Consider the following 17,962-nt stretch of genomic DNA (forward strand, 5'->3'; position numbering starts at 1 on the left):
CTATGTTAATTTTTTGTATCAATAAAATACGCAGCTTCAAATGCCTCTTTCGGTAACGGTTTGTTATAGTAATAACCTTGAATTTCATCACATCCAATCAATTTGAGATAACTCAATTGCTCAAAAGTTTCAACACCCTCTGCAATGGTTATAAGGCCCATGCCCTTCGCCATCATGGTGATTGCTTTAATAATCAAGCGGTCTACATGATCCGTCGCAATATTATCAACCAATTCTTTCGCAATTTTAAGACGATCAATATCAAAGCGTTTAATATAACTTAGCGATGAGTACCCTGTTCCAAAATCATCAATTGAAATGTGAATGCCCAGACCTGAAAGGGCCGTGAAAATTTCCTCCATCACAACATTAGAATTCATGGCACTATTCTCTGTAATTTCAAAATCGAGATTACTCGCATCTACTGAGGTGGCATTGATCAGCATGATGATATGAGCAAAAAAGTCGATACTGTCAAATTGCACTGGTGAAATGTTGACACTCAACTTAAATTCTGAATCGTAATTGTTATTCCAGAGCGCAAGCTGCTGCATACTCTTTTTAAGAACCCACTTGCCTATGGCCAAAATCGTATTAGATTGCTCCGCAATGGGTATAAATTCTGCTGGTGATACGGCCCCTAAAATTGGATTTACCCATCTCAATAAGGCCTCTGCACCGACAAGTCTTTCTGAGCCAGTCTCAAGCTGAGGTTGAAAATACAGTTCAAATTCATTATCATAATTTGCAGATTTCAGTAACAGCTCCACCTGATTGGCTCTTTCAACACTTTCAGATAAATAGGACTTGTAATGAACAATTTTTTCCCCTGAAGTCATTTTTTTAGCTTGAAGCATCGCTATATCCACATATTTTAGCAGTTGTACACGATTGTCCGTATCCTCAGGAAATTTTGAGATCCCCATACTGGCTTCCAGCGAAAAAATAAATTGCTCGATTTCAATAGGTGTTTTAATGATACTAAGGATTTGCGAAGCAATGTTCTTTATGTCCACCTCTAAGTCAGCGCGTTGGAGAATAATGCCGTATTCATCCCCCCCAATTCTATAAATCTTCAAATTATCGGGTTTCCACGCTTTTAAATTATTTGATAATGCGCAAATAACCTGATCGCCCATTTCATGTCCATGGATATCGTTAATCAATTTAAACCGATCAATATCTACAAAAAATAGCGAAAATGGCGCCTTGTTTGTCACCAATTCTTCGACCTGTTTTAGGAAAGATCTCCTATTAGGCAAGTCACTTAGAGTATCCATATTGGCTAAATAATTTAAGGTTTCATTACTCTTTTGAAGTTCTGAAGTTCTTGCCCTAACGTGTTCTTCTAAATAATCATTGTATTGCTTTTCCCTTTCTAACAACGTTTCAATTTCTCTAACTTTGCTAAAATACTGACTTACAAATCGATGCAATCCCAACATAAGAACTGCTTTTAAAACAACTATGATGTCCACATATCCCACAAGCAAAAACAAAATTGGAATAAGAATCACCCATTTAATGCGATGGCTGCGTACAGGACCAGCGACAAAAGGAAATAGCTTGTCTTTCTCATTTGTTCTAACCCTTATATTATACAAAACCGTACTGGCATAGCCCAAAAATGAAAATGAAATCATAAAGAGTACATCTGAAATATTATTTGGAATATAAAAATCATAGTAAATCATATAAGTATACAGTAAATCCGATACGGGATATAAAAAAATACCACCGATCAAAAACAATATACCTATATTGAAATTCCCTTTTTTCTTTGTCTGAGCCATTCCAATCATAACGCCAAAGATAAATATATCTGTTAAAATATACAACATCGTAATACTGAATTCAGCATTTGACAATTGAGCCGCACTTACGACCTCTAGAAGACTCGCATTTATTGTAAAGAACAGGACCGCTATCACCAGAATCATATCTGAAATGATTTGAATAAAATGCCATTTTTTAAAATTCTGATAAAAGTAAACACCGCAAGCTGTTGCTAGCAGCAAATTTGGGATTAGATATAAGGCTGAGTACAGCACATTTTCTTCAGGATTTCCGTTGAACAGATAGGCATCCAGTAGCCATATTGTATCCACAATTGCCCACGATAAAACCAGATACATTATAATTTGCCAATATAACTTCGCATCACTTTTGTTTCTTGTTCCATTTAATATGATAACAGTCGTAAAGAGTAAAAGAGGTGATAAAACATTAGAGAATAGTTGCTCCCCCAATAAGGCTACAATACTGTAACCTAGGAGTAAGATCAATTGAATTAGATTGAGATAAATCCATCTTTGTTTCATAAAAGTAAACCTCATCTGTCTGACTTTCACTGCGCTTAAAATCTATTATACTATATGATACCCCATTTAAAACAAAATATATGTCCTCTTTGTAATGTTTGCATACATTCTATGTGCGCTTGTAACGCACAATAGTTCTAATCGTTTTTTGAATACTCATTTTTTTTGATTTTTTGTAACATTCACGCCTGTTTTTACCTTTTTACACTTGACGATGAATTCCAGAATAGATATACTACCATTTAAAAACCATTAGAAAGCTTCCTGTATAATTTAAATAGGTCAAGCGATTGACAAAGAAAAATACCTCAAGTAAATTAAGATTATTACTGACCAGACCGTTAGTAAAAAATCAAAAAAATACGAGAGGTATCTAAGATGAATTTTAAAGGCAAAAAGAAAAAAAATCAAGTTATAGCAGCAAATATTTTTGAACAACAAGAAATTTTAAAAAAAATGGAAGCCATAAAAAATAATCTTAAAGCATCTACATGGCATGAATTGGAAACAAAAGGCAAGTTTGATAAAAACGAAAAATTGACTTTTATCAGTGATGATATGCTTGTTTTAGGATGCGATATCGGCAGCGAAACACACTATATAAGAGCGATTGATACCCGAGGCAGAGAACTCAGTAAATCCGCATTTCCATTTAGCAACACACAAGAGGGTTTTGAAAGTGCTAAAGACTGGGCAGTTGAGATAGCTGCGGCGAATGACAAAAAACAGATTGTATTAGGTCTGGAGCCAACAGGACACTATTGGTTCTGCCTAGCGACATGGATGATATCCAATGGAATCAGCGTTGTTCAGGTTAATCCATATGCGGTGAAGCAAACAAAAGAACTAGAGGATAATAGCCAGCTTAAGGATGACATAAAGGATCCGAAACTTATTGCAAATCTTGTAAAGGATGGCAACTTTGGAATGCCATATCTTCCAGAAAAACTGTATGCGGACCTTCGTCGTCTGTCAATGTTCAGGGAACAGTTGAACGAGGATAGAATCCGATTTCTCAATAGGCTTCATCGCGAAATGAAGATATATTTTCCAGAGTATAAGGACGCACTGGGAAAGTTTGACGGCACATTCAGCCTAGAACTTCTAAAAACAGCACCATTTCCAGAGGACCTTGTTTCACTTGGCACTGATGGCATAAGACAGATTTGGCATGATGCTAAGCTTAGAGGACGCGGCTATAGCAGAGCTGAGGAGATTATGAAATATGCCCTCAAAAGTGTTGGCATGAAGGATGGCACTGATGCCAGTAGAATGGCTGTAAAGTGGTTTGTCGAAAGAATTATAGAACTAGACGAACAACTTTCAGAGGTAGAGGAACAACTGAATCAAAAATGCATGGAAATTCCACACGCTGAGAACATCCTTGAAATATCAGGGATAGGAAGTAATACACTTTCTGGAATATTGGCAGAGATGGGCGATATATCGCGGTTTGATGATGTAAAGGAAATACAAAAGCTGAGTGGCTTAGGACTTGTGGCGTGTAGCTCAGGTAAGCACAAAGGGAGAACCAAGATTAGTCATAGAGGACGCAAACGGCTGAGATATTGGTTATTCCAGGCTGCTAAGTGTGTAGTGGTCCATTCGGATGAGTTCAAAGAACTTCATGCGTACTATACGACGAGGCTTGAGAATCCACTTAAAAAGATGCAGTCGCTGATAGCCATTGCTTGCAAGGTACTTCGTGTGATATACACAATGCTTACAAACGGCACGGTGTATGACCCTAAGAAGTTGAAAGCGGATATAAAGAGACCGACTAAACTGAAAGCAGTTGCTGCATAACAGAAACAAGAAAATAGTATTGTCAATCCAGACCCTTGCTGGGATTCAGAAAATCTGGATTCGAGCAGGGTTCTGGAAAGCAACCCGATTGAGATGAAGTCGCTATAAGTGCTTTATCAGCAATATGACTAACTGAGAGAATCAAGGTATAGCGTCCACTGAATATCAGATCCTTGAAGATCAAATTGGTCAGTAAAATCAAAATCTAAAAAACAAGAGCTGTAGCTGGCAGTAGTTATTTCCTTAGGGCAAGACCCTGTTAGAAAGCTTAGCCGGCACTCAGTGTATGAACAGGTGGGACGAAGGAAGTTGGGACATGATCCCATTAGACACGGAAGGTTCACCATCATAGCTAAACAGAGGAATCACGGCCTTTATAGAGTATTACAAGCGGATGCTTATTAAGCTGTACCCATTTTAGCTATTCAGTACATGATATCATGACTGTTCTACACTTTTAGCTCTGGTTAGCGAGGTAACTATTTAAACCAAAGCCTTAAAAATCAATGATTTTAGGCTTGACAATATAGGAAGGTATTAAATGTAGTCTTATTTAGTACAGTGACATTTATATTTATGAGAATGGCATATCCTTTTTATCAACCACACATGCAAGCTACTGGAATTGATGTAAAATATTTTGGCGTTATCTTTTTTGCATTTAATTTAGTGGCTGGATTCTCTGCAAAGCGTATTGATTTTTTTATTGAAAAAACGAAACCGTATTCAATGCTCTGTGTTGGGGGATTGGTAGCAATTTCATATTTATTGTTAGGGTTATTTCCTGTTTTAATTAGTTTTACCTTCATATTCCTTCAGCAAATCACACGAGGACTCGGTAATCCTGTATTTAGTAAGTATATCAATAAAAATATTCCATCTGATTATCGAGCGACGATTATTTCTTTCAATAGTTTAATTGGCAATGTGGGTGTGATAATCTTGCAGCCTGTATTTGGCTATTTGATCGACAAATACAGTGTATTTCCGGTTGAATTGGGTATAGGAGTGTTGATGATGATGTGTTTAGGGATGATTGAAATATTTGTAAAACGCAATCAGATGAAGGACCTCTAATGGGTGAATTTTGAAGGATTTTTTGATTCATATTTCATTATAAATTGAGTATTTTAAATAATTTGACACTATCCAAAAATCTGTATAGAATGAAATAGAATAGATTAGCTTGGAGGATGAAATGGATCTTTTTGATCAGAAAAAAGAAAACAAATCGTTAACGTCATTGATCTTTGAAAGAATTAGAGAAGATATCTTAAATGGTAGATATATCCCTGGTGATAAGTTGGTTGAAATAAAGTTAGCGGATGAACTGGGGGTAAGTAGAACGCCAGTTAGAGAAGCACTTAAACAATTAGAGCTGGATGGGCTGGTAGATAACATACCCAATAGAGGTGTTGTCGTGAAGGGGATCACTCCAGAAGATATTGATGATATTTTAATGATTAGATTGTGCATTGAGGGATTAGTTGGACAATGGGCTGCCGAACGTATTGATGATTCCGAAATCAAAGAATTACAGGAAATTTTCGACTTAATGGAGTTCTACACTTCTAAAGGCGATGTTGAAAAAATATTTGAACTCAATACCAGATTCCATGAAACGCTTTATAAGGCAACAAAAAGCAGATACTTGGAAGGTGTACTAAAGGATTTTCAGTTATTTATTAGACAATCTAGAAATAATTCATTAAAAACTGAAGGTAGAATTGAATTTGCTTTGGAAGAACATAGGGCAATATTAAGTGCTTTGAAAAATCACGATCAAGAAAATACGAGAAAAGCTTTAACGAAACATATAAGTGCATCCAATATTAACATCAAGCATTTAATAAAGTAGCAGATAAGTAAGTAGCAGATAAGTAAGTAGCAGATAAGTAAGTAGCAGATAAGTAAAGTAGCGGCTAAATAAAGTAGTGCTAAATGTAAAGACCAAGCCATTTCATATTGAGAGGGCTTGGTTTTAATAGATAAACAAGGGGGACATCGATGTCGGATAATAGGCGTAAAATGATCATTGAAAAATTGAATTTGAGCACTGAACCCTTTACGGGGACAGAACTCGCAACCTATTTTGAAGTTTCTAGACAAGTGATTGTTCAAGATGTCGCGATACTTCGTGCAGAAGGCTATAGCATTCTAGCCACATCTAGTGGTTATATCATTCCAAAGGTTCATGGACAAAATCGCATGATTAAAACATTTGTTTCTGAACACAGGGGATTTGATCGAATGGAAGAAGAACTTAAGATTATTGTTGAATATGGTGGTAAGGTAATCGATGTTATTGTTGAGCATCCCGTGTATGGTGAAATCGTGGGAACCCTGTTAATATCCAACATGGACGAGGTTAATAAATTCATTAAACGTGTTGATGAAACAAATGCGAAACCACTTTCATTATTGACTGATGGTGCACATATTCACACCATTGAAGTGCCAAGTGAAAAAATATTTAAGTTAATTAAAGCAGAGTTATATGAAAAAGGATTTATTAAAGAACTGTAATTTTTTTTGAATACTACTGACAAGACAGGTGTTAATGTTTGTTGACTTTACAACGAAAAATAGTATTAATCAAGGGAGAATAAGTTAAATGGTGCGCATTAAAAATTATTTGATTAAGACATTAAACGGCATGGCTTTAGGGCTATTCGCGTCATTGATCATAGGATTGATTTTAAAACAGATTGGCGACTTAACGGGAATCCAACAGCTTGCCACATTTGGAAAAGTAGCACAAGTGATGATGGGACCTGCCATAGGAGCGGCCGTTGCGTATAGCGTAGGGGCATCTCCACTTGGAATTTTTGCTTCAGTTGTGGCTGGAACTATAGGCGCTGGTAGTATAAAAATGGATGAAGCTGGTCAGATGATCATTGGTATAGGTGAGCCTATGGGGGCATTTGTTTCAGGACTTGTTGCAGCCGAGTTTTCCAAATTGATCTCTGGAAAGACAAAAGTGGACATCGTCTTGGTGCCAGCACTGACGATTATTGTTGGAGGTCTTGTTGGATTGACATTAAGCCCTGTTATCGCTTCTCTGATGAAGGCAATAGGTGCGGTTATAAACACAGCTACAGAACTTCAACCTATACCTATGGGGATCATTATAGCCGTTATCATGGGGATTGTATTGACACTGCCTATAAGCAGCGCAGCCTTAGCAATTTCTTTAGGATTATCAGGCATCGCTGCAGGCGCATCACTGGTGGGCTGTTGCTGTCAAATGATTGGATTTGCATGTATCAGTTATCGTGAAAACGGTATTGGAGGGTTTATCGCACAAGGACTTGGTACATCAATGTTGCAAGTGCCCAATATCATACGAAATCCAAAGATTTGGATACCGTCAATTGTTGCAAGTGCAATTCTTGGCCCTGTTAGCACTGCCGTGCTTCATCTCGAAAGTAACAGTATTGGAGCAGGTATGGGAACGAGTGGCCTTGTGGGTCAATTTGGAACTTTTGCGGCGATGGGTGAAACGCATTCAGCATTGAGTCTGTTCATCTTAATAGGCATAATGCATTTTGTATTACCGGGCATTATTGCTCTAATAATAAGCGAATGGATGAGGAAGAAAGGCTGGATTAGTTTTGGAGATTTAAAACTCGAAGGGACCCATAAATAATGAAGTAAGATGCTAATATAAAAAAAATGAGTTATTGCAATGGTAATTTGCGATAACTCATTTTAAATTGATTTTAAGTTCAAATCCAATACATGGATTGCCAGAACTTTTGTAAACGATGAGTGAAGGCATCTGTTTAGACTTGAATCCAAACTGGTGACAACCATGAGGGTTATTGGGGTCCCATGTAACGTAGTAGTGCTTACATTTTCGGCAGTCAATTCTGGGTAATGACATTTTTTACTCCTTGTACAGCAGATTAGATTGAGCAATATAATTCTATTGTAATGGAGGATTCATTTTTTTTCAAATTAAATTCATTAACCTAGATGAAGATCAGCCATTAAAACCCCTTTGATTTTTCCAGATACAAATATGGGCACTGCAATTGCAATGCAATAATTATAGGTATCTGAAGAGATATAAGGCGTAGAAGTGTATGCTTCGCCTTTGATAGCTTCTATAAAGTAAGGACGATGTGCAAAATTTGTGTAAAGGGCATCATCACATTTTGTGCGTGACAAAGACTGTATTTCGATTGATTTAGAAATAGATTCAAGCAGCGTTATACTATTGTTTACATAATTTTTTATTTCAGAATTAAAGCTAAAACCCTTTGAGAAATCAGAAGTTAATTTTTGAATACTAGAAGTCATATCGGTTAATTTTTGTAGATGAGTAAAGATTGAGTCAATGTATTCTACGGACTTCTTAGTCTGATCAACCGTTTTCAAAAATTCATTTTTGGCAGTTTGAGATGTTTTCTGTGTTTTTTCCATACTGTCGGTACTGACACTAACACTATTTGAAATTTGCTTAACTTCTGCTCGAATTGTATTGATTAGATTTTCAATTTCAGTTGCATGTATGGCAGATTCATCAGCAAGTTTTTTCACTTCCTGTGCGACAACTGCAAATCCAGCACCGGCATCACCGGCTCTAGCAGCTTCAACTGAAGCATTTAATGCAAGTATATTGCTTATTTCAGTGACCTTTTGATCTATTTTTTCACCATTTGCGTCCATTTCAGAAATAAACTTTCTGACGTGATCAATCAGAACATTAAAATTGGTAGTGATTTTTTGGTCTAATGCCGTATTGCCATTATAACATTTGAAATCATTAAAACTTTAATAAATTCAGAAAATTCAAAAAAATCTAAAATTGAGACCTCAAGATGATATTTTATAGAAGATATGATATAATTGGAGTGATTTAAAACATGGTGGTGTATAGAGTGAATAATAAAAGTAAAATTGGTGTATTTGATTCTGGGCTTGGTGGCATTTCTGTACTTTATGAAATTCACAAAGTAATGCCAAATGAATCCATTGTCTATTTTGGTGACTCTGGGAATGCCCCTTACGGGGTAAAAACGAAAGATGAGGTTGTTGAGCTTTCAAGGCGCATTTGTGACCATCTAATTGAAGCAGAAGATGTAAAAGCGATTGTCATTGCTTGTAATACGGCGACAAGTGCTGCAGTGGATATTTTAAGAAGTCAATATAGTATACCAATCATCGGAATGGAACCGGCAATTAAGCCAGCAATTGTAGGGACAGAAGGTGTTATTGTGGTTTTGGCCACAGAGATGACGCTTAAGGAAGAAAAGTTTAACAAGCTGCTTTATTCGTTCGAAGAAGCACATCGTATTATTAAGTTGCCTGCTCCTAATTTAGTGGATATTGTTGAAAATCATATGGATGATGTCGAGTATGTGAAACAATCTATTTCAAGTTATTTAGATCAAATAGAGGCGCATGTCGAAGGCATTGTTTTGGGATGTACGCATTTTATCTTTTTAAAAGATTTTATCGATGAATATTATGATCATAAAGTTGAGATCTTCGATGGCAACTTTGGAACAGCGAGTCAGCTTAAAAATGTACTTCACACATTAGCTCTTTTGAATGATGAAACTTTTGAAGGGGCAATAAGCCTATTGAATTCAAAAGACAATCACTTTGTTGAAAAATCAAAAGACATGTATCAATATTTAAGAAAGAGAGCGCAAGATGGCAGTAAGTGAACCTTTATCTGTTGATGTTAAAATGATGACATTGGTGAATGAAAAATTACAATTGATTTTAGAGGAAGCTATTTTTGATGAAAAGGCAGAACAAATTTTTAGAATGCGCTATGGTGTTGATTGTCAAATTCAAGTGCCTAAACACATATCGAAGACGCTTAAAGTGCCTATGAAGAAATTACATTTAGAAATGCATCGAATCGATAATAAAATATTTAATATCTTAAAGAAACATGATTTGTTTGAGCAAATTTAACCAATAAAAACACAAAATTAAAAAAAGCACGTTAATTCTAAGAGGATAAAGCTTAGAATCAGCGTGCTTTTTAACACTCTAACACATTATGCTTTTAAGCGCTTTGATAACTGAGATAAGTATAAGCGGCTTAATTTGATCAGGTCATGTAAAATCATTGGTGTCATGGCGTACATAACCAGTTGGGTCAAAAGCACGAGCTCAAAGTTAGATCTCATTTTCCAAGAAGCACCGATCATAAAAATGAGAATTAAAATACCGGATGTTGCATTTAGTGCGGTATGCGTAAAAGCAATTTTCCTCAAAGAAAGCGCAGAGGGATATTGAAAGATAAAAGCCAGCCCCACAAAGAGGAGTCCCATAAAAATTAACGGCGTGGAATGGTAATGGCTATGTGAAATCATAAGACAATAAAGCCCGACACAGAGGCTTACCGGTATTATTTTTCGGATGAGACTCGCCTTTAGTACCCTTTGAAAAGACTTAGAAGAATCCATATTTTCCACAAAGAGCGCTAGACCGAGTAAACTTGTGCTCATCAGATTCAATATCAGTACCCCAAGTGGAGATGTGGTCAAAAGTGTTGTAAGTGCAATCAGTTCAACTAAATGTACAGACAAAACAAAGGCTTTTAATTTATCGAACCGTGCAACTAGCGTTTTACTTTCTTCAAAGGCATTTGAAAATGCTTTTTTTTCATAGATTTGATCCACAAAGTAATCAAAAAGAGCGTGGTCTAATGACTTTAAAGCGTGTTCCGTACAGGCTGTTTTTAAAATAACAGCGTTTCCTTTTCGATATAAAGACAAAATTCTATGAATTTGATCTTCATTAAAACGTGTCAAAAAGGCGTAACGATGTAGAATGGGGAATAGTGTTTTATTGGAAAAGGTCATAAGCTTGTTCTGATCTAGTATCCTACAGGTCTCATCTAATAAATTTAGAGATTTTGCAACAGCATTCACATAAACTGGTGACTCTTGAGAAAACGTAATCACTTTGAAAAAAATTTCTGAGGGCGCCTTTTCTGAGGGCGCTTTTGTTAAAGGTTCATTTTGAATGTTTGGTGTGACCGCTATAGGCGTTTCTACAAGAGGTGCGAAAACACTTATAGCACCTATATAAATAAAATCTGAGGGAATATCATTAGAGCGATTGTCCGCAGAATCTATCTTAAAGGCATATCCCCAAACGCGTTCAAGTGCATGGCCATGTTTATGCTCGGAAGCTATAATTTTGGCAACGTGTTCTTTTTTCAGAATGTCTATGCCGTTTTGCGTTAAAACATGAGTACATCTGGAAAGCAATCGATCTATATCGCCCATACACATGAGTTGCGTCATATTGGTTTTGATTTCTTGATGTTGAGTTATCCAAAGAGATTCGGTTTCCCATGCTCTCATTTTAGGCCATTGAGCGGATAAAACAGTCATATCAATTGGAAAATAAGATTGCAATTGGGCTTTAACAGGTATAAGGCGTTCGTCTTCATGATCACATAAAAGCGCTGTTTGTAGCAATTTCGTTATATTTTTACGGCTCTGAATACTCTTATCATTTTCAGCCTTGTTTTCTGAAAGCGCAATTTCTAAATCTAAGGTTTCAAAATGCGTTATTTTTGAATTTTTAGAGTCCATCAAATGATTCAAGTCAGTGATTATGAGATTGCTTTTATAAATGGATTTTGCCGTTTCAAGACAATCTGTTTTATACGAAATAAGCTTAGGATATAATTTTAAAGCTTGATTTTGAATAAAATAGAGTTCAAAAGGCATCAATATGACCATTAAAAGTTTAATCACAGTATTTTGGATGAACAATAGGCCTATTAAATAGATAAAAAGTGCAATAAAAAACTTAATGGGCGCCTTCTTTTTAGTAGAGGTTACAGGAGATTGCCTCGCAGTAAAGTACAACATGGGAAGTCCTTTCTGACTATAATTGGTTTAGATAGGTTTCAATTCTATTTAAACCTTCTTGAACTAGGCTGAGTTCAGTTGCATAGGAGAGACGAATACAATGATCGTTACCAAATGCGATTCCTGGTACAACAGCAAGATTGTATTGAAGCAAAAGATCATCCCCTATTTTTAAAGAAACGCTACGCTCCGCTTCAAATTTATCTTTAAAGTAAGAAAGATCAATAAAGAGATAAAAAGCACCGTCTGGTTGAATAAAAGTGACATTTTTAATTTTTTGAAGGCGTTCAACGAGCAAGTCTCTTCTCAATTTATATTCAGAGACCATGGCGGACATATCGTCAAGACAATCTGTAAGCGCCACAGCGCCGGCCCATTGTGAGACAATGCTTGGGTGAGAAACCAAATGGCCTTGTATCGTAGAAATTGCTTTGGCAATTTCAGGTGAAGACGCTGTATAGCCGATTCGCCATCCAGTCATTGCAACTGATTTTGAAAGGCCATTGACCAAGATTGTGATGGCTTTTGCTTCAGGAGAAAGGGTGGGAATTGAGGTAAACGTATCGGTGTAGCAAATGCGTTCATAAATTTCATCCGCTAAAATAAAAAGCTCTTTTTCAATGCAAAGATTGACTAGCGGTTCAAGTTCCGCCATGGTGTATACGGCGCCTGTTGGGTTGGAAGGATTGTTAATGAGCAACATTTTGGTTTTGGGTGTGATTGCGCTTTTAAGTTCATCAATGGTGAGTTTAAACTGATTTTCGATTTGTGTATCCACAAGTACGGGCACGCCGCCACAGAGTTTAATCATTTCTGGATAGCTCGTCCAATAAGGCTTTGGCACAATGACTTCATCGCCAGGATCTAAAGTCGCAAGAAGTGTGTTTGTGATCGCATGTTTTGCACCTGATGAAACGACAATATCAGCCACGTCGTATGAAACGTTATTTTCAGTTTTTAATTTTTGGACGATGGCTTTTCTGAGTGCCATTAATCCAGGCACCATATCATATTTGGATTCATTACGCGCTATTGCATCGATACCTTCAAGTTTTGCTTTTTCGGGTGTAAAAAAATCGGGTTCACCAATACTTAAATCAATGATGGATTTACCTTCAGATTTTAGTGCTTTTACTTTAGTACTTATGCCAATGGTATAAGAGGGGGTAATGGTTTTGATTTTTTGAGATAAGTTCATAATAAGATCACCTTCAGGTGATTATTCACCTGCCTTTCAGTGTAATTTTTAAAAATTTACATTTGTTTGATGAAACAAGCATTCTAATGTGTTAGAATTATTATAGCAATTTATTGCAAAAACACAAACACTGAGGTTAAAAATGTCTGTTTTAGACTGGGTTTTAATTGGCGCAATCATTCTTTTTTTCACTGGAGTGGCTTTTTTTGCGCTAGGGGATCTCTTTAGAGACCGAAAATATTATAAGGACAAGCTTAAAAATATTCAAAATATGTCTGATTATAAACAGAAGAAGTCAAGAAAGACGGATGTGACTTCTGGAAAGGCTAAACGATGAGATTATTGGAATCCTTGCGTTCTATCGAAGAAGAGCAATTGCATTCGTTTTATATGCCTGGTCATAAAAGACATCCAAAGTTCATAGAGAAACTTGAAAATATAATTAAGTTAGATATCACTGAAATTCCCAAAGCGGATCATCTTCACGCGCCAAAGAGTTGTATACTCGAAACGCAGAAGCTAATAGCTTCAATGTATGAATCGGGCACTTCTAGACTTTTGATCAATGGCAGTACTGTGGGCATATTGAGTATGATTATCGGCAGTTTAGATGAAGGTGATCAAGTGCTTTTGAACCGAAATGCGCACAAATCTGTTTATAATGCGGTTTCCATCGCCAAGTTAAAACCCCATTATTACTTGCCAGAATACGATGATTATATGGGAATTGTTATCGGTTATGACATGGACGATATTAAAGCTATTTTAAATGATAATAGGGCAATAAAAGCGGTTATATTAACGTATCCCACTTATGAAGGGATCTGTATGGATATCAAGTGTATCATAGAGTTCTGTCATGAACGCCATATTTGGGTATTGGTAGATGAAGCACATGGCGCCCATCTAAAACTGAATTCAGATGGGCCGCTTTCAGCACTTGACTTAGGCGCAGACATTGTCGTTCAAAGTTTCCACAAAACCTTGCCTGCCTTGACACAAACAGCTTGTTTGCACTATGGAAGACACATGACAAAAACCATTGAGGGCAATCGCATTGTGCATCAAGTGGATGATTGCTTAAAGACGTTTCAAACCAGTAGCCCATCCTATGTGTTGATGGCATCCGTGGATGCTATGCTTGATTTAATACAAGAAGAGGGGAAACGATGGTGTGAGGTGCTTGCCTTACAAATAGAAAGGTTATACGAAGAGACAAAATCATTAAAGACAATCTCTTTTTATCATACAAAACGCACAAAGGATCCCAGTAAATTAATGCTTCAAATTCATCCAGATTTCTATGAGGAAGGCATTTGGGATGGAGAGACGATTTCAAAAAAAATGAGAGCAATATATCATATTCAAGTGGAATATGAAACGCAGACAATGCTCTTGTTTATGACGAGTATTTGCAATGATCCATCTGATTTTGAAGTGCTGGCAGAGGCATTAAAGGCATTAGATCAATTGAGAATGGATGAGGTTTCAAATGGCCACTTTAATTTTAAAGGGCAAGAAAAGCAACGTGCAAAGTTCAATTTTGCAAAACAATATAAAAGTCTAGTTCAATCTGAAAATCAAGTTTATCTACCTCATGAAGTAAAACGCAGAGCTTTTAGTGAGGTCACACCAGAAGCTGCAATTGGCGAGATTAGTGCTGATTTTATAACACCTTATCCACCCGGAATTCCAATTTGTGTTCCAGGTGAGCGCATTACTCATGAGGCAATTGATTTATTAAAAGCACTTTTAGGAACAGAACTGACAAAAATTAAGATTCTCGAAAGGAGCCTTGAGTAACCCTCAAGATTGATATTATGAATAAGATAAAAAAAGAACTACTAGAATGGGGACAAGCAATACTGGTTACACTGGTCATTTTTATGATTTATAATTTCTTTTTTGCTACGACAACAGTTTACAATACATCTATGTTTCCCACTTTAGTTGAAAAAGATATGCTTTTTATGGTTAAACATTCAGAGCTTAAGACGGGGGATATCATCTCTTTTAAATCGGAGTTGACTTTAACAGCACGAGATATTGAGAGTCTTAATTTTATTCAAAAATTACTACATCGTGAAGGCGAGCGCAAAAATCTCATAAAAAGAGTTATTGCAGTACCTGGCGATAGTATTGAAGTTAAAGATGGGATTGTTACAGTTAATGGCACTATTTTGGATGAACCTTATATCAATACAGTGACCAATAAAGCAGCTTATTATGAAAAAGTTCCGGAGGGCATGTACTTCTGTATGGGTGATAATCGAAATGTGAGTTTGGATAGTAGAGAGCTGGGACTGATTTCGGGAGATGATATGATTGGTAAAGTTATTTTTAGATTTATGCCGTTAAGTAAAGTGGGTAAAGTGAATTAAATCTCAGAATTGTGGTATAATAAGGAATAGAAGTTGTTTTTGAGAGGAGGCATATTTATGAAATTAATTATCGCAATCGTTCATGACGAGGATGCACATGCACTTGTCAAACAATTGACGCAAGCGGATTTTGGTGTGACAAAGCTGGCATCCACAGGCGGATTCTTAAAATCTGGTAATACAACCTTGATTATAGGAACACCAAAAGAGCGTGTTGAAGCGGCACTTGCTATTATTGAAGAAACGAGTCAGACGAGAAAAGAAATCACAACGACAACATCTCTTTTAGGAGATAACTCTGTTATGGGAATGCCACTGGAGATTACTGTTGGAGGTGCCACAGTCTTCGTAGTGGACGTGGAAAAATATATTAAAATGTAAAGGGTTAAGGCATGTCATATCAAACACAGAGACTTTTTTTAGAAAAAGCCATTTCAAGTGGAAAGTTGTCACATAGCTACATTTTTTCAGGCATGGATGATATTCATTTTTCAACAGAAATTGCAAAATTGGTTTTATGCAAACAGGAACACAGTGGTTGTGATTCCTGTTCGTCATGTTTAAAAATAAATTCGAGTAATCATCCAGATCTTATGATTATCATGCCAGACGGCAGTTCGATAAAAAATGCACAAGTCGAAGCTTTTCAGGAATATATCTTCATTAAGCCTTTTGAAAGTCAGTTTAAAATTGTCATTTTTAAAGATTTGGATTTAATGACACCAAGGGCACAAAATAGAATTCTAAAGACACTTGAGGAACCTCCCGAGTATGCTTTTTTTATTTTCATGACAAATAATCTGGAGGCTGTTCTCGAAACGGTTGTTTCAAGATGCCAAGTGGTTCAATTTTATCCTGATCTCGAATCAAAAGGGGAAGCGATTGAACAAGAAATTTTAGAAAAGGCAATTGAGTTTGTTAAAAGTATAGAGTTTAAAGATGTAAATCGTGTTTTTGAATTTGCACTTTATGCAAAAGGAGATAAATTAAGGTTTCAGATTGTCATCAATAGAGTTGCCAAAATATTAAGAGATGTCATGATCTTCCGAGAAACTGAAAATCTTCAATTGATAAATTCTGAAAATTTCACTATACTGGACTATAGAGATCATCTTGAAAAATTGACCAGGAGTTTTACCACGGAGAAATTGGTTGAGCTGATCTTTGTTATAGATGATGTAGAATCAAAACTGAAGAATAATATGAACTTTGAACTTACAATTGATCAATTGTTGTTTAAATGTATAAAATAGGAGGCCTAAATGATCACTGTCGTAGGCGTGAGATTTAAAAAAGCTGGCAAAATTTATTATTTCGATCCAGGTGATGTAGACGTCAATAAAGACGATCACGTGATTGTTGAAACTGCCAGAGGCGTAGAATATGGAGAATGTGTCATTGGAAGAAGAGATATTACTGAAGATCAGATCATAAGCCCTTTAAAACCTGTTCTCAGAACCTCAACATCTGAAGATGATGAAATTCATATAAATAATAAGAAAAAAGCCAAAGAAGCATTAGAGGTTTGTCTTGAAAAAATCCATTTGCATCAATTGGATATGAAATTAATTGATGTTGAGTATACTTTTGATAACAATAAAGTCATTTTCTATTTTACAGCAGATGGTCGAATTGATTTTAGAGAACTGGTAAAAGATCTAGCCGCTATATTCAGAACACGTATTGAACTGAGACAAATTGGTGTGCGCGATGAGTCCAAAATGGTGAAGGGACTTGGGCCTTGTGGTAGAGAGATCTGCTGTGGGAGCTGGCTAGGCGATTTTGCACCTGTTTCGATAAAGATGGCAAAAGATCAAAATTTATCACTTAATCCGGTTAAGATTTCAGGGCTTTGTGGTCGATTGATGTGTTGTTTAAAATATGAATATGACACTTATGTGCAAATTCGAGTTGGTATGCCCAATAGAGGCGACAAAGTGAAAACACCAGAGGGTAATGCCTATGTTGTAGATACCAATATCTTGCTTGAGCAAGTAAAAGTCAGACATATTGTGAAAACAAGTCCTCATGAAGAATTGAGTGAAGATATAGTCGCTTATGGCAAATCGGATATTAAAGTGATTGAAGTGAGCAGAAGTCATGCACATTCACATGTTGCACCCATACCGACTGCTGAACCTGTGGATTTTGTTGCACTAAAAAAATTAGAAGACTAGAATTTTAAGAGAGCTTTGTGGCAATTTCCTCAAAGCTCTTTTGTACATTTAACCCGAGGGAAGAAGAACCCCCCCACTTCTCTATAGTGGAGGGTTTTCTTCTGTCAGTCTGAACTTTCACTGATTGCAAGTCCTTTAGCGGGTTGAGAAGGTAGCACAGCGGACTTGGTATGTGGACCGAGTATGAGGACGGAATATGCGAACAGAATATTCGATTTGAAAATGA

The 17,962-nt window shown here is 36.4% G+C and carries 18 protein-coding genes; 13 read left to right on the forward strand and 5 right to left on the reverse strand.

Annotated elements, in window-relative coordinates; translation table 11 throughout:
- Positions 1-5 precede the first annotated feature (5 nt).
- Entirely contained in the window at positions 6-2,321 is a 2,316-nt protein-coding gene (locus tag F3D3_RS06995) for a bifunctional diguanylate cyclase/phosphodiesterase (RefSeq protein ID WP_069872450.1), read from the reverse strand.
- Between the two features lie 378 nt (positions 2,322-2,699).
- Here F3D3_RS06995 and F3D3_RS07000 point away from each other — a divergent pair, with 378 nt between their 5' ends.
- The 5 genes from F3D3_RS07000 to F3D3_RS07020 all read left to right on the forward strand — a co-directional run bounded on the left by F3D3_RS07000 (position 2,700) and on the right by F3D3_RS07020 (position 7,776).
- The gene (locus F3D3_RS07000) at positions 2,700-4,127 is read left to right on the forward strand and encodes an IS110 family transposase (RefSeq protein ID WP_084388820.1); all 1,428 of its coding nucleotides are present in this window, start codon (positions 2,700-2,702) and stop codon (positions 4,125-4,127) included.
- Between the two features lie 561 nt (positions 4,128-4,688).
- Entirely contained in the window at positions 4,689-5,204 is a 516-nt protein-coding gene (locus F3D3_RS07005) for an MFS transporter (RefSeq protein WP_069872452.1), read from the forward strand.
- Positions 5,205-5,325: 121 nt separating this feature from the next.
- Entirely contained in the window at positions 5,326-5,985 is a 660-nt protein-coding gene (locus F3D3_RS07010; protein WP_069872453.1) for a GntR family transcriptional regulator, read from the forward strand.
- Positions 5,986-6,134: 149 nt separating this feature from the next.
- On the forward strand, positions 6,135-6,653 hold the full coding sequence (locus F3D3_RS07015; protein WP_069872455.1) for a transcription repressor NadR: 519 nt from the start codon (positions 6,135-6,137) through the stop codon (positions 6,651-6,653).
- 88 nt (positions 6,654-6,741) lie between these two features.
- Positions 6,742-7,776, forward strand: a complete 1,035-nt coding sequence (locus tag F3D3_RS07020; protein WP_175438320.1) for a PTS transporter subunit IIC — start codon at positions 6,742-6,744, stop codon at positions 7,774-7,776.
- Positions 7,777-7,833: 57 nt separating this feature from the next.
- On the opposite strand, the gene F3D3_RS23305 is transcribed toward F3D3_RS07020, so the two are convergent.
- Together F3D3_RS23305 and F3D3_RS07025 are read right to left on the reverse strand one after the other, a co-directional pair.
- A complete protein-coding gene (locus F3D3_RS23305; RefSeq protein ID WP_084388875.1) occupies positions 7,834-8,013 on the reverse strand; it encodes a uracil-DNA glycosylase in 180 nt (59 codons plus the stop codon).
- A gap of 83 nt (positions 8,014-8,096) precedes the next feature.
- Positions 8,097-8,801 (reverse strand): methyl-accepting chemotaxis protein, encoded by a 705-nt coding sequence (locus F3D3_RS07025; RefSeq protein ID WP_069872457.1) that lies wholly within the window; start codon positions 8,799-8,801, stop codon positions 8,097-8,099.
- A gap of 212 nt (positions 8,802-9,013) precedes the next feature.
- Between F3D3_RS07025 and murI the strand changes: the two genes are divergently transcribed.
- On the forward strand, positions 9,014-9,805 hold the full coding sequence (gene murI / locus F3D3_RS07030; protein ID WP_084388886.1) for a glutamate racemase: 792 nt from the start codon (positions 9,014-9,016) through the stop codon (positions 9,803-9,805).
- Positions 9,792-10,061: a hypothetical protein gene (locus F3D3_RS07035; RefSeq protein ID WP_069872460.1), complete on the forward strand. Its 270-nt coding sequence runs from the start codon at positions 9,792-9,794 to the stop codon at positions 10,059-10,061. The genes murI and F3D3_RS07035 overlap by 14 nt, the downstream gene beginning before the upstream one ends.
- An 86-nt stretch (positions 10,062-10,147) precedes the next feature.
- On the opposite strand, the gene F3D3_RS07040 is transcribed toward F3D3_RS07035, so the two are convergent.
- Complete coding sequence (locus F3D3_RS07040) at positions 10,148-11,980, reverse strand: hypothetical protein (protein WP_069872462.1); 1,833 nt, start codon at positions 11,978-11,980, stop codon at positions 10,148-10,150.
- 16 nt (positions 11,981-11,996) lie between these two features.
- Positions 11,997-13,178 carry a pyridoxal phosphate-dependent aminotransferase gene (locus F3D3_RS07045; RefSeq protein WP_069872464.1) on the reverse strand — a complete coding sequence of 394 codons (1,182 nt, stop codon included), beginning with the start codon at positions 13,176-13,178 and terminating at the stop codon, positions 11,997-11,999.
- 142 nt (positions 13,179-13,320) lie between these two features.
- On the opposite strand from F3D3_RS07045, the gene F3D3_RS07050 reads away from it, so the two are divergent.
- From F3D3_RS07050 to F3D3_RS07075, 6 genes are read left to right on the forward strand one after another with little or no spacing between them, the layout of a single operon-like run.
- Entirely contained in the window at positions 13,321-13,515 is a 195-nt protein-coding gene (locus F3D3_RS07050) for a hypothetical protein (protein ID WP_069872466.1), read from the forward strand.
- Positions 13,512-14,981, forward strand: coding sequence for an aminotransferase class I/II-fold pyridoxal phosphate-dependent enzyme (locus F3D3_RS07055; protein WP_069872468.1), 1,470 nt, complete (start codon positions 13,512-13,514; stop codon positions 14,979-14,981). The genes F3D3_RS07050 and F3D3_RS07055 overlap by 4 nt, the downstream gene beginning before the upstream one ends.
- 17 nt (positions 14,982-14,998) lie before the next feature.
- Positions 14,999-15,559 (forward strand): signal peptidase I, encoded by a 561-nt coding sequence (gene lepB / locus F3D3_RS07060; protein WP_069872470.1) that lies wholly within the window; start codon positions 14,999-15,001, stop codon positions 15,557-15,559.
- Between the two features lie 57 nt (positions 15,560-15,616).
- Positions 15,617-15,940 (forward strand): cyclic-di-AMP receptor, encoded by a 324-nt coding sequence (locus F3D3_RS07065; RefSeq protein ID WP_069872472.1) that lies wholly within the window; start codon positions 15,617-15,619, stop codon positions 15,938-15,940.
- Between the two features lie 11 nt (positions 15,941-15,951).
- The gene (locus F3D3_RS07070) at positions 15,952-16,812 is read left to right on the forward strand and encodes an ATP-binding protein (protein ID WP_069872474.1); all 861 of its coding nucleotides are present in this window, start codon (positions 15,952-15,954) and stop codon (positions 16,810-16,812) included.
- 9 nt (positions 16,813-16,821) lie between these two features.
- The gene (locus F3D3_RS07075) at positions 16,822-17,736 is read left to right on the forward strand and encodes a stage 0 sporulation family protein (RefSeq protein WP_069872476.1); all 915 of its coding nucleotides are present in this window, start codon (positions 16,822-16,824) and stop codon (positions 17,734-17,736) included.
- Positions 17,737-17,962 lie beyond the last annotated feature (226 nt).

Source organism: Fusibacter sp. 3D3 (assembly GCF_001748365.1).
Classification (GTDB): domain Bacteria; phylum Bacillota; class Clostridia; order Peptostreptococcales; family Acidaminobacteraceae; genus Fusibacter_A.

Excerpts from the sequence above, each read along its gene's own strand:
- F3D3_RS07050 (WP_069872466.1), top strand. The coding sequence starts at position 13,321 with ATGTCTGTTTTAGACTGGGTTTTAATTGGCGCAATCATTCTTTTTTTC.
- lepB (WP_069872470.1), top strand. The coding sequence starts at position 14,999 with ATGAATAAGATAAAAAAAGAACTACTAGAATGGGGACAAGCAATACTG.
- F3D3_RS07040 (WP_069872462.1), bottom strand. The coding sequence starts at position 11,980 with ATGTTGTACTTTACTGCGAGGCAATCTCCTGTAACCTCTACTAAAAAG.
- F3D3_RS07065 (WP_069872472.1), top strand. The coding sequence starts at position 15,617 with ATGAAATTAATTATCGCAATCGTTCATGACGAGGATGCACATGCACTT.
- F3D3_RS07075 (WP_069872476.1), top strand. The coding sequence starts at position 16,822 with ATGATCACTGTCGTAGGCGTGAGATTTAAAAAAGCTGGCAAAATTTAT.
- F3D3_RS07025 (WP_069872457.1), bottom strand. The coding sequence starts at position 8,801 with ATGGACGCAAATGGTGAAAAAATAGATCAAAAGGTCACTGAAATAAGC.
- F3D3_RS23305 (WP_084388875.1), bottom strand. The coding sequence starts at position 8,013 with ATGTCATTACCCAGAATTGACTGCCGAAAATGTAAGCACTACTACGTT.
- F3D3_RS07045 (WP_069872464.1), bottom strand. The coding sequence starts at position 13,178 with ATGAACTTATCTCAAAAAATCAAAACCATTACCCCCTCTTATACCATT.
- F3D3_RS07055 (WP_069872468.1), top strand. The coding sequence starts at position 13,512 with ATGAGATTATTGGAATCCTTGCGTTCTATCGAAGAAGAGCAATTGCAT.
- F3D3_RS07015 (WP_069872455.1), top strand. The coding sequence starts at position 6,135 with ATGTCGGATAATAGGCGTAAAATGATCATTGAAAAATTGAATTTGAGC.
- F3D3_RS07020 (WP_175438320.1), top strand. The coding sequence starts at position 6,742 with ATGGTGCGCATTAAAAATTATTTGATTAAGACATTAAACGGCATGGCT.
- F3D3_RS06995 (WP_069872450.1), bottom strand. The coding sequence starts at position 2,321 with ATGAAACAAAGATGGATTTATCTCAATCTAATTCAATTGATCTTACTC.
- F3D3_RS07000 (WP_084388820.1), top strand. The coding sequence starts at position 2,700 with ATGAATTTTAAAGGCAAAAAGAAAAAAAATCAAGTTATAGCAGCAAAT.
- F3D3_RS07035 (WP_069872460.1), top strand. The coding sequence starts at position 9,792 with ATGGCAGTAAGTGAACCTTTATCTGTTGATGTTAAAATGATGACATTG.
- F3D3_RS07010 (WP_069872453.1), top strand. The coding sequence starts at position 5,326 with ATGGATCTTTTTGATCAGAAAAAAGAAAACAAATCGTTAACGTCATTG.
- F3D3_RS07070 (WP_069872474.1), top strand. The coding sequence starts at position 15,952 with ATGTCATATCAAACACAGAGACTTTTTTTAGAAAAAGCCATTTCAAGT.